The 11,339-nt window shown below is 71.8% G+C and carries 9 protein-coding genes; 8 read left to right on the top strand and 1 reads right to left on the bottom strand.

The window, feature by feature from the left end:
- Positions 1–496 precede the first annotated feature (496 nt).
- The 6 genes from E2E34_RS24340 to E2E34_RS24365 all read left to right on the top strand — a co-directional run bounded on the left by E2E34_RS24340 (position 497) and on the right by E2E34_RS24365 (position 8,464).
- Positions 497–871 (top strand): hypothetical protein, encoded by a 375-nt coding sequence (locus E2E34_RS24340; protein ID WP_138904054.1) that lies wholly within the window; start codon positions 497–499, stop codon positions 869–871.
- 316 nt (positions 872–1,187) lie between these two features.
- Positions 1,188–2,690 carry an aldehyde dehydrogenase family protein gene (locus E2E34_RS24345; RefSeq protein WP_244316042.1) on the top strand — a complete coding sequence of 501 codons (1,503 nt, stop codon included), beginning with the start codon at positions 1,188–1,190 and terminating at the stop codon, positions 2,688–2,690.
- Between the two features lie 128 nt (positions 2,691–2,818).
- Positions 2,819–4,351, top strand: a complete 1,533-nt coding sequence (locus tag E2E34_RS24350) for a GMC family oxidoreductase (RefSeq protein ID WP_138904056.1) — start codon at positions 2,819–2,821, stop codon at positions 4,349–4,351.
- Complete coding sequence (locus E2E34_RS24355) at positions 4,351–5,430, top strand: quaternary amine ABC transporter ATP-binding protein (RefSeq protein WP_138904057.1); 1,080 nt, start codon at positions 4,351–4,353, stop codon at positions 5,428–5,430. Before E2E34_RS24350 ends, E2E34_RS24355 begins: the two co-directional genes overlap by 1 nt.
- Complete coding sequence (locus E2E34_RS24360; RefSeq protein ID WP_138904058.1) at positions 5,427–7,445, top strand: ABC transporter permease; 2,019 nt, start codon at positions 5,427–5,429, stop codon at positions 7,443–7,445. Before E2E34_RS24355 ends, E2E34_RS24360 begins: the two co-directional genes overlap by 4 nt.
- A gap of 53 nt (positions 7,446–7,498) precedes the next feature.
- Positions 7,499–8,464, top strand: a complete 966-nt coding sequence (locus E2E34_RS24365; RefSeq protein ID WP_138904059.1) for an ABC transporter substrate-binding protein — start codon at positions 7,499–7,501, stop codon at positions 8,462–8,464.
- 74 nt (positions 8,465–8,538) lie between these two features.
- On the opposite strand, the gene E2E34_RS24370 is transcribed toward E2E34_RS24365, so the two are convergent.
- Positions 8,539–9,054 carry a carboxymuconolactone decarboxylase family protein gene (locus E2E34_RS24370; RefSeq protein ID WP_138904060.1) on the bottom strand — a complete coding sequence of 172 codons (516 nt, stop codon included), beginning with the start codon at positions 9,052–9,054 and terminating at the stop codon, positions 8,539–8,541.
- Positions 9,055–9,101: 47 nt separating this feature from the next.
- On the opposite strand from E2E34_RS24370, the gene pdxR reads away from it, so the two are divergent.
- Positions 9,102–10,532 carry a MocR-like pyridoxine biosynthesis transcription factor PdxR gene (gene pdxR, locus E2E34_RS24375; RefSeq protein WP_138904061.1) on the top strand — a complete coding sequence of 477 codons (1,431 nt, stop codon included), beginning with the start codon at positions 9,102–9,104 and terminating at the stop codon, positions 10,530–10,532.
- 111 nt (positions 10,533–10,643) lie between these two features.
- Complete coding sequence (locus tag E2E34_RS24380; protein ID WP_138904062.1) at positions 10,644–11,339, top strand: SCO2207 family protein; 696 nt, start codon at positions 10,644–10,646, stop codon at positions 11,337–11,339.

Consider the following 11,339-nt stretch of genomic DNA (forward strand, 5'->3'; position numbering starts at 1 on the left):
GTCTAGGGGTGGTGCGGCCCCAGTCTCAGCGACTGCGGCGACGGTTGTTGGCACCACCGTTGCAGGCGGGCCGGCCGAAGGCCGCCTGTCGACCGTGCCGGCGGGGCGGTTCGCGTCCTTTACGGGGTGTGAGGAACCGAAACCGGCAGACGATGCATCCTGACGCCCGGAAGGCCTGGCTTTATCCCGTTGTGGAGGGGCGAGTGGGCGTCAACTGTTGGGTTTGGTCCATGCGAGCGCCTCGACCCGGGCCGTGCGGGAGGCGGTGACGGCTCCCGGCGTTGCGGGTGGTGTAAGCCCTTTGGGCGTTGCTGTGTCCGTCCGGGGGTTTACACTGTCAGCCCTTTCCGTACGAACTCGCCTTGGTTGTACGGCTGTTCGGGTAGGGGGAGGGTGCCCGGATCGCCTCGCCCGTTCAGTCCGGCGATCTGCTCGGCAGAGGACCCGTGGCGCCCGCGCCAGTGAGGCGACCCGGCCAACGAGGGGGGAGCGCGCAGTGGGGAAGTCCGGCGAGCAGCCGTCGATCCACGTCGGGGCCGTGAGCAACAGCGCCATCGGCATCGGCGACAGCAACACCGTCACCAACGCCAACCATTACGCCCAGCCGCCCCGTGACCCCGCGCAGGAGGAGCTTCTCCTCGTCGTGCGGGAGCTCCGGGCGGATCTGGAGCGGCTCGTCGCCAATGACGCCACCGTCGTCCTGGATGCCGAGCTGGTCTCCACCGAGGAGGAGATCGAGGAGGAGGGGCAGGTCACGCCCGGCCGCCTCGCCCGGCTGCGCGACGCGCTCACGGCGGCCGGGCCGGGGGTGGAGCTGCTGGCGTCCGGGGCCGCTGCCGTGGCGGCGGTGGGCGCGCTGCTGGGGGGTTGAGCGGGGCGCTCCTCGTGGGGCTGGATTTCGCCGTTTGGCGCTGGGGTCGCGGTTGTCGTGCCTGGGTTCGGGGTCGTCTGCGGGTGGTTCGCGGCGGGCCCCGGCCGGTAGGGCGGGTGCGTCGCGTACTGCTCGGTGCGGTGGGCGTGTGCTTCCGGATGAATGGCAGGTTCTGACCGCTTTTGTTGCACAACGTTCGTGACACAGCACACTTTCGGCCATGTGTTGTGCATGGTTCGCGGCTTCGGGGGGAGGGCTCCCGGTCGCCGGTCTCTTTACTGGCAGTACATATCGGGAACGGAAGGCGAAACGCGACGTGTCGGCACAACAGACCATCCATGTGGGCGGGAAGTGGCAGGCAGCCGCTTCCGGCGCCACGCGCGAGATCATCGACCCCGCGGACGCCAAGCCCTTCGCCGTCGTCGCCGAGGGCGGTGCGGCCGATGTCGACGCCGCGGTCGCGGCCGCCCGTACGGCCTTCGACTCGGGGGAGTGGCCCCGTACCCCGGTGGCCGAGCGGGCCGCGCTGCTGCGCCGGGTCGGTGAGCTGCTCCAGCGGGACCGCGAGGACATCGCGCTCCTCGAAAGCCGCGACGCGGGCAAGACGCTGGAGGAGGGCCGGGTCGACGTCGACTGCGTGACGGACGCCTTCCGGTACTTCGCCGACCTCGTCGTCCATGAGAGCGGGGGCCGGGTCGTCGACGCCGGTTCCCCCGGCATCCACAGCGTCGTCGTGCACGAGCCGGTCGGTGTCTGCGCGCTCATCGCGCCGTGGAACTACCCGCTGCTCCAGGCGAGCTGGAAGATCGCCCCGGCCCTGGCGGCGGGCAACACCTTCGTCATCAAGCCGAGCGAGATCACCCCGCTGACGACCGTCGCGCTGATCGAGCTGCTGGTGGAGGCGGGGCTTCCGGCCGGGGTCGCCAACCTCGTGACCGGCGCCGGCGACCCCGTCGGCGCGCGGATGTCCGAGCACCCCGATGTCGACCTCGTGTCGTTCACGGGCGGCCTCGCCAGCGGTACGAAGGTCATGCAGGCGGCCGCCGTCACCGTGAAGAAGGTCGCGCTGGAGCTGGGCGGCAAGAACCCGAACGTCGTCTTCGCCGACGCCTGCGCCACCGAAGAGGGCTTCGACACCGCCGTCGACCAGGCGCTGAACGCCGCCTTCATCCACAGCGGCCAGGTCTGCTCGGCCGGCTCCCGGCTCATCGTCGAGGAGTCGGTGCGCGAGCGCTTCGTCGCCGAACTCGCCCGCAGGGCCGCGAAGATCCGCCTCGGCCGCGGCACGGCCGACGGCGTGGAGTGCGGACCGCTCGTCTCCGCGCAGCAGTTGGCGAAGACGGAGATGTACGTCGCCTCCGCGCTGGAGGAGGGCGCGGTGCTGCGCTCCGGCGGCGCCCGGCCCGAGCCGTCCGACGTACGGCCCGAGGGCGGTTACTTCTACGCGCCGACGGTCCTCGACCAGTGCCACCGCGAGATGCGCGTCGTACGGGAGGAGGTCTTCGGGCCGGTCCTGACGGTGGAGACCTTCCGTACCGAGGACGAGGCCGTCGCCCTCGCCAACGACACCGAGTACGGGCTGGCCGGTGGGGTCTGGACGGCCGACGCGGGGCGGGCGCGGCGGGTCGCGGGGCGGCTGCGGCACGGCACGGTGTGGATCAACGACTTCCACCCCTACCTGCCGCAGGCGGAGTGGGGCGGGTTCGGCAAGTCCGGTGTCGGGCGTGAACTCGGGCCGTCCGGTCTCGCCGAGTACCGCGAGGCGAAGCACGTCTACCAGAACCTGGAACCGCGGCCGGTGCGCTGGTTCGCGGGTTGAGACGTACCGCCTGTCCGCCCCGTACCGACTGCCGGGGCCTTCGCCCCGGACCACCGGTCCTCGAACGCCGGACCGGACTGACCCGCCGGCCCGACGAGCGCGGCCGCACGAAAGAGGAGCAGTAACCCATGCCCGTATACGACTACGTCGTCGTCGGGGGCGGCACCGCAGGCTCGGTGATCGCGTCCCGGCTGACCGAGGACCCGTCGGTCCGCGTCGCCGTCATCGAGGGAGGGCCCACCGACGTGGACCGGCCCGACGTCCTCACCCTGCGCCGCTGGATGGGCCTGCTGGGCGGCGAGCTCGACTACGACTACCCCACCACCGAGCAGCCACGCGGCAATTCCCACATCCGGCACAGCCGGGCCCGCGTCCTGGGCGGCTGCTCCTCGCACAACACCCTCATCGCCTTCCAGCCCCTGCCGTCCGACTGGGACGAGTGGGAGACCGCGGGCGCCAAGGGCTGGGGCGCCGACTCCATGGCGCCGTACTTCCACAAGCTGCGCAACAACATCGTGCCGGTCGACGAGAAGGACCGGAACGCCATCGCCCGCGACTTCGTCGACGCCGCGCAGGACGCCCTCGGCGTGCCGCGCGTCGAGGGGTTCAACAAGCAGCCCTTCCACGAGGGCGTCGGCTTCTTCGACCTCGCCTACCACCCCGAGGACAACAAGCGCTCGTCCGCCTCGGTCGCGTACCTGCACCCGTTCCTGGACCGGCCGAACCTCCACCTGATGCTGGAGACCTGGGCGTACAAGCTGGAGCTGGACGGGACCCGGGCGACCGGCGTGCGGGTGCGGACCAAGGACGGCGAGGAGGTCCTCGTCGAGGCGAGCCGCGAAGTGCTGGTCTGCGCCGGCGCGGTGGACACGCCCCGGCTGCTGATGCACTCGGGCATCGGGCCCCGGCAGGACCTGGAAGCGCTCGGCATTCCCGTCGTGCACGACCTGCCGGGCGTCGGCGAGAACCTGCTCGACCACCCGGAGTCGGTCATCGTCTGGGAGACGGACGGTCCGATACCGGAAAACTCGGCGATGGACTCGGACGCGGGCCTGTTCGTACGGCGCGACGCGGCGAGCCGCGGCCCGGACCTGATGTTCCACTTCTACCAGATCCCGTTCACCGACAACCCCGAGCGCCTCGGCTACGAACGCCCCGCGCACGGCGTGTCGATGACCCCGAACATCCCCAAGCCGCACAGCCGCGGCCGCCTCTTCCTGACCAGCGCCGACCCGGCCGTCAAGCCCGCGCTGGACTTCCGCTACTTCACGGACGAGGACGACTACGACGCCCGGACGCTCGTCGACGGCATCCGCATCGCCCGCGAGATCGCCCAGGCCGAGCCGCTCGCGAAGTGGCTCAAGCGCGAGGTGTGCCCCGGCCCGGAGGTCACCTCCGACGAGGACATCAGCGAGTACGCCCGGAAGGTCGCGCACACCGTGTACCACCCGGCGGGCACCTGCCGGATGGGAGATGTCGAGGATGAACTCGCCGTAGTGGCACCGGACTTGAAAATTCGTGGCCTCGAAGGCATCCGTATCGCCGATGCGTCCGTCTTCCCGACGATGCCTGCTGTGAACCCGATGATCGGGGTCCTGATGGTCGGGGAGAAGTGCGCCGAACTGCTTGCAGCAACCACAACACCGGGAGGTGATGCGTGATGACCGCTCCTGAACATACGAACGCCGCCGAACCGGTCTTCTCCGTACGAAACCTGTGGAAGGTCTTCGGCCCGAAGGCCGACCGCGTACCGGCGAACCCCGAGTACGCCGGACTGTCCGCCGAGGAACTGCGCGCCCGCACCGGCTGCACCGCCGCCGTGCGCGACGTCTCCTTCGACGTGCACAAGGGCGAGGTCTTCGTCGTCATGGGGCTCTCGGGCTCCGGCAAGTCCACGCTCGTACGCTGCCTCACCCGGCTCATCGAGCCCACCTCCGGCGCCGTCGCCATCGACGGCGAGGACGTCCTGTCCATGGACAAGTCGCGGCTGCGCGCACTGCGCCGGCACCGCGCCTCCATGGTCTTCCAGCACTTCGGCCTGCTGCCGCACCGCTCGGTCGTCGACAACGTCGCCTACGGCCTGGAGATCCAGGGCATGGGCAAGGCGGAGCGCCGCGCCAAGGCCGCCGAGGTCGTCGAGAAGGTCGGGCTGGCCGGGATGGAGGAGCGCCGCCCCGGGCAGCTCTCCGGCGGACAGCAGCAGCGCGTGGGCCTCGCCCGCGCCCTCGCCGTCGACCCCGAGGTCCTGCTCTTCGACGAGCCGTTCAGCGCCCTCGACCCGCTGATCCGCCGCGACATGCAGGAGGAAGTGATCCGCCTGCACCGCGAAGAGGGCCGCACCATGGTCTTCATCACCCACGACCTCAGCGAGGCGCTGCGGCTCGGCACCCGCATCGCGCTGATGCGCGACGGCCGGATCGTGCAGCTCGGCACCCCCGAGGAGATCGTCGGCTCGCCCGCCGACGACTACGTGCGGGACTTCGTCCGCGACGTGGCCCGCGAGCAGGTGATGACCGTACGCACGGCCATGCGTCCCGCCGCGGACGTGGCCGAGGCCGAGGCCGGCGCCTCCGTCGCCCCCGACGCCACCGTCTCGGCCGCCATCGAGGCCGTCGCCCGCACCGGCGCCCCCGCCCGCGTCATGGAGGACGGGCGCTGCATCGGCGTCGTCGACCACCAGGGGCTGCTCGCCGTCGTCGCCGGCCTCGGCCCCTCGGATCAGAAGGCGGTCGCCGCATGACGGCGGCCGTCACCACGCCCTCGAAGGAGAAGCCGGCGCAGCGGGCCGTGCCCGGCCCCGGCCGCCTCGCCTCGGTCGTACGCCACCGGGCCGGCCGCAAGCTGCTGCCGCTCGCCGTCGCCGCGTTCGTTCTCGTACCGCTCGGAGTCGTGCTGTGGGGCGGCGGAAGCTGGCCCGCCGCCCTGACCGTCGACGTGTCCGGACCGCTCGACGACGCCAACGAGTGGGTCATCGACAACCGCGAGTCCCACCCGCTCTTCCTGTATTTCCTGCTGCACCTGTCCAACACCGCGACCGACGCCGTCGACGCCGTCTACAACGGACTCGACGCGCTCGGCTGGGTCGGCTTCGCCGCCCTGGCGGTGCTCTTCGCCTGGCGCGCCGCCGGATTCGACCGGCGCGGCGCGAAGACGGCGGGCATCGCGGCCGTCGTGTTCGCCGTGTGCGGGCTGCTCGGCATGTGGGACGCCACGCTGCTCACCATCGCGCTGATGGTCGTCGCCGTCGCCGTCGCCTCCCTGCTCGGCATCGCGCTCGGACTCGCGGCCGGACTCTCCGACCGCTTCCACCGGATGCTGCGCCCGGTGCTCGACACCATGCAGGTCATGCCGGCCTTCGCGTACCTGCTGCCGTTCGTGCTCGTCTTCGGCACCGGTACCCCCGCCGCCCTCTTCTGCACGGTCATCTACGCCGCCCCGCCCATGGCCCGCCTCACGGCGCTCGGCCTGCGCGGCGCGGACGCCGGGGTACTGGAGGCCTCCGCTTCGCTCGGCGCGAGCGGCCGGCAGCGGCTGTGGACGGCCCGGCTGCCGCTCGCCCGCAAGGAGATGCTGCTCGGCCTCAACCAGACGATCATGATGGCGCTGTCGATGGTCGTCATCGCGGCCCTCGTCGGCGCCGGCGGTCTCGGCGAGGAGGTCTACTCGGCGCTGTCGACGGTCGACGTGGGCAAGGCGCTCGCGGCCGGCATCCCGATCGTGCTGATCGCGGTCTGGCTCGACCGTACGACGGCGGCTGCGGGCGAGCGCATCGGCACCTCCGTGCCGGGCGGCTCGCGGCTGCTCCACGGGTGGCGCGCGTGGGCGCTGGTCGCGGTCGTCACCGCCGCTGCCGCCGCCGCCAACCGCGCGCTGCTCGCCCCGACGTGGCCGGAGGGCTGGACGTACGACATCTCCACGCCGGTCAACAAGGCGCAGGACTGGATCACCGAGCACCTCGCCTCGGGCGTCCCGGTCCTCGGCGGCACCGAGGTGTGGTCGGAGAACTTCACGCTGTGGGTGCTCAACCCGCTGCGCGACGGTCTGGTGTGGCTGCCCTGGTGGGCGCTGCTGCTGATCGTTGCCGGGCTGGCGTGGCTGGTCGGCACGTGGGCGACCGCGCTCACCTCGACGCTCGCGCTGGGCGCCGTCGGTGTGCTCGGCGTATGGACGAAGTCCCTCGACACGCTGTCCCAGGTGATCGCGGCGCTCTTCGTGACCCTGCTGCTGGGCTTCGCGCTCGGTGTCGCGGCGGCGCGGGCCGGGCGCTTCGAACGGTGGATGCGGCCGGTCCTCGACGCGATGCAGACGATGCCGCAGTTCGTGTACCTGATCCCGGTGGTGGCGCTGTTCGGCGTCACGCGTGCCTCCGCCATCATCGCGGCCGTCGTGTACGCGCTGCCGGCCGTGGTCCGCATCACCACCCAGGGGATCCGGGAGGTCGACCCGGCCGCCCTGGAGGCCGCGCGCTCCCTGGGCGCCGGCTCCCGGCAGCAACTCCTCCAGGTGCAGCTCCCGCTGGCCCGCCCGGCGCTCCAGCTCGCCGTCAACCAGGGCGTCGTGCTGGTCCTCGCGGTGGTCGTCGTCGGCGGTCTCGTCGGTGGTGGCGCCCTCGGTTACGACGTGGTCAAGGGCCTCTCGCGCGGCGAGATGGGCGTCGGCATGACCGCCGGCGCGGCGATCGTCTGCCTCGGCCTCGTACTCGACCGCCTCACCCAGCCCGGCGCGGGCCGCTCGCGCCGTCGGCACGAAGGCTGACCGGCCCCCTGCTTCCTGCCTCATTCCTGCGAACGAAGAGAGTCACCCTCACCATGCGCACGAAGACGCGAAATGCCCGTACAGCCGTCGCCGCCACCGCCGTGCTCGGCCTGCTCGCCCTCAGCGGGTGCGGCGCCGCCGAGACCGGCAAGAGCAACGAGGCCGGCGACAAGAAGACCGTGAAGCTGACCGTCCCTTCGTGGGTCGGCGCCCAGGCCAACACCGCGGTCGCGGCGTACCTCCTGGAGAAGGAGCTCGGCTACACCGTCAAGACCCAGCAGATGGGCGAGGTCCTCGCGTGGGACGCGCTGTCGAAGGGCGACATCGACGGGATCCTGGAGGACTGGGGCCACCCCAAGGAGGAGAAGCAGTACGTCGAGACCAAGAAGACCGTCGTCAAGGGCGGCGACCTCGGTGTCACCGGGCACATCGGCTGGTTCGTGCCGAAGTACTTCGCGGACAAGCACCCGGACGTCACGGACTGGAAGAACCTCAACAAGTACGCCGACGAGTTCAAGACCGCGGAGAGCGGTGACAAGGGCGAGATCCTCGAAGGGTCGCCCGACTACGTCACCAACGACGACGCGATCATCAAGAACCTGAAGCTGAACCTGAAGACGAACTACTCGGGTTCCGAGGCCAGCCAGATCACGGCCATGAAGAAGTACGCCAAGGCGAAGAAGCCGTTCCTGACGTACTGGTGGACGCCGCAGTGGCTGAACGCCGAGATCGACATGGTCGAGGTCAAGCTGCCGGCGTACAAGGAAGGCTGCGACGCCGACCCGAAGAAGGTCGCCTGCGCCTACCCGAACACGCCGCTGCAGAAGTTCTTCAACGCGGACTTCGCGAAGAACGGCGGCAAGGCGGCCGAGTTCCTGAAGAACTTCAAGTGGACGACCGAGCAGCAGAACGAGGTCGCCCTGATGATCGCGGACGAGAAGCTGTCGCCCGAGGCCGCGGCCGAGAAGTGGGTCAAGGCGAACGAGTCGACGTGGAAGGCCTGGATGCCGAAGAAGTAGGCCGTCGGCCGGTTGAGCCCGAGGGGCCTGTCGTGCGCGACGGGCCCCTCGGGCGTTCCCGGTACCGGTACGAGTCAGTGCGTGAAGGCGCCCGGGGTGTAGTGGCCGGGGACCATGCGGGTGGTCACGCCGAAGCGGTTCCAGGCGTTGATGACCGTGATGAGGGCGATCAGACGGGCCGTCTCCGGCTCGTCGAAGTGCTCGGCGGCCTTCGCGTACACCTCGTCCGGGACAAAACCGTCGGTCAGGACGGTGACCGCCTCGGTCAGTTCGAGCGCCGCCGCCTCCCGCTCGGTGTAGAAGTGCCGGGACTCCTCCCAGGCGCTGAGCTGGACGATCCGCTCGATCGACTCACCGGCCGCGAGGGCGTCCTTGGAGTGCATGTCGACGCAGAAGGCGCAGTGGTTGATCTGCGAGGCGCGGATCTTGACCAGCTCGACGAGCCGCGGGTCGAGGCCCTTCTTCGACGCCGCGTCGAGCGCGATCATGGCCTTGTAGACGTCGGGTGCGAGCTTCGCCCATTCCAGGCGGGGCGTGTGCTCGTGGGCGTACGGGGCGGTGGTCGTGGCGCTGTGCGTGTCCGTGGTCATGGCAACGACGCTACGGGGGCACTGGCGCACCGGTATGGTCCATTTACGTGACGGATTCCTGGGCCACTTCGCCGGCCGCCGCTGTCGCCCCCGGTGTCGACCTGCATCTGGAGCTGGGCGCCTCCGGGCTGCGCAGGGGCCTGACGGACGCCCTGCGCGAAGCCGTCCGCACCGGCAGGCTGGCCTCCGGGACGCGGCTGCCGTCCTCCCGGTCGCTCGCCGCCGACCTGGGCGTCGCCCGCAACACCGTCGCCGACGCGTACGCCGAACTGGTCGCCGAGGGCTGGCTCACCGCCCGCCAGGGCTCCGGCACCCGGGTGGCGCGGCGGGCCGCGCCCCGCGACGCCGCGACGCCCGCCGCCGTGACGCGCCGTGACGCGCGGCGGGAACCGGCGTACAGCCTCATGCCGGGCTCGCCCGACCTCGCGTCCTTTCCCCGTGCGCAGTGGCTCAAGGCGGCCAGGCGCGCGCTGACGGCCGCGCCGCACGAGGCGTTCGGGTACGGCGATCCGCGGGGCCGCGTCGAGCTGCGCACCGCCGTCGCCGAGTACCTGGCGCGGGCGCGCGGCGTGCGGGCCACGCCGGAGCGCGTCGTCGTCTGCTCCGGGTTCGTGCACGGCCTGGCGCTCCTCGCGAAGGTGCTGGGGCGGCGGCGGGTACGGGAGGTGGCCGTCGAGTCGTACGGTCTGCACTACCACCGGGACCTCCTCGCCGAGGCGGGGTTCGGCACCCCGGCGCTGGGGTTCGACGCGCACGGCTCGCGCACCGGCGAGCTGGCGGAGCTGGGCGGCGCGGGGGCGGTGCTGCTGACGCCCGCCCACCAGTTCCCGATCGGGGTGGCCCTGCGTCCACAACGGCGCGCGGCGGCCGTCGACTGGGCGCGCGGGACGGGCGGGCTGATCCTGGAGGACGACTACGACGGGGAGTTCCGGTACGACCGGCAGCCGGTCGGCGCCCTCCAGGGGCTCGACCCGGAGCGGGTGGTCTACCTGGGGACGGCGAGCAAGTCGCTCGCGCCCGGCCTGCGGCTGGCGTGGATGGTGCTGCCCGGGGCGCTGGCGGACGAGGTGGCGGCGGCGATGGTGAAGGCCGACGTGACGTGCGGCTCGCCGGACCAGCTCACGCTCGCGGAGTTCATCACCTCCGGTGCGTACGACCGTCACGTGCGCGCGATGCGGCTGCGCTACCGGCGGCGGCGCGACCAGCTCGTGGCGGCGCTGGCGGAGCGGGCGCCGGACGTGCGGGTGACGGGGATCGCCGCGGGGCTGCACGCCGTGCTGGAGCTGCCGCCCGGCACGGAGCGCTCGGTGGTGCAGGCGGCGGCGTGGCAGGGGCTGGCGCTGGAGGGCGTCGGCAGCTTCCGCCACCCGGCGGTGGAGCGGGACCGGGACGCGCTGGTGGTCGGATACGCGAGGCCGTCGGACAGTGCGTGGACGGGGGCGCTGGACGCGCTGTGCCGGGCGCTTCCGCCTGCCTGATACGGAAGTTGCGGCTGGGGTCATTGAGACGGACGGGCTTGCTACTCGTACGTAACGGCACACGGAAACCCAAGCGGCCGTGGTGTGCACGGCCGCGGACAGGAGTCGCACGTGTCCCGCAAGAAGTCCCTCAGTCGCAAGAAGAAGCTCGCCCTGCTGGCGGGCGCCGCCGCGCTGGTCGCGGGCACCGCCGTCGTGATGACCGGCACGAGCCAGGCTTCGGTGGCCTGTGACGGGCTGGCCACCGCGCTGAGCAACAACGAGCAGTTCATCGCCGGCCAGCGGGCCAATCCCGACGCGCAGTCGCCGGCGCGGATCGCCAACCGGGAGGCGGTCATCGAGCAGATCAGGCGTCAGCAGGCGGCGTCCGGGTGCGACGCGGCCGCGCCGCCGGACGACGCCCAGGCCCCGCCCGCGGACCAGGCGGGCGGCGGGGACCAGGCGGGCGGTGGAGAGCAGGCCGCTCCCCCCGGCGAGGAGTCGGCGCCGCCCGCCGAGGGCGGCGGGGGCCAGGGCGCCGGTGAGGAGGCCGGGCAGGGCGCGGGCGCCGGGGCGGCCGGTGAAGTGGTGTGCGCCGGGTCGACCGTCACACTGTCCGGCGAGGGCGGCGCGCCGGCCGCCTCCAGCGGGGAGTTCCCGGTCGGCACGAAGCTCAAGGTCACCAACCTCGACAACGCCAAGTCGACGACGGTCGAAGTCACTTCGGCCTCCGGAAGCTGCGCCCTGCTGAACAACGCGGCATTCGAGCAGGTCCGGGAGCCCGGCAAGTTCCTGATCCGCAACGCCCGGATCGAGCGGGTGGGGTAG

The sequence above is a fragment of the Streptomyces albidochromogenes genome (genome assembly GCF_005981925.1).
Taxonomy (GTDB): domain Bacteria; phylum Actinomycetota; class Actinomycetes; order Streptomycetales; family Streptomycetaceae; genus Streptomyces; species Streptomyces albidochromogenes.

Bases quoted from the DNA above. Each gene is read 5' to 3' on its own strand.
- E2E34_RS24355 (WP_138904057.1), top strand. From the start codon at position 4,351: ATGACCGCTCCTGAACATACGAACGCCGCCGAACCGGTCTTCTCCGTA.
- E2E34_RS24365 (WP_138904059.1), top strand. From the start codon at position 7,499: ATGCGCACGAAGACGCGAAATGCCCGTACAGCCGTCGCCGCCACCGCC.
- E2E34_RS24370 (WP_138904060.1), bottom strand. From the start codon at position 9,054: ATGACCACGGACACGCACAGCGCCACGACCACCGCCCCGTACGCCCAC.
- E2E34_RS24350 (WP_138904056.1), top strand. From the start codon at position 2,819: ATGCCCGTATACGACTACGTCGTCGTCGGGGGCGGCACCGCAGGCTCG.
- E2E34_RS24360 (WP_138904058.1), top strand. From the start codon at position 5,427: ATGACGGCGGCCGTCACCACGCCCTCGAAGGAGAAGCCGGCGCAGCGG.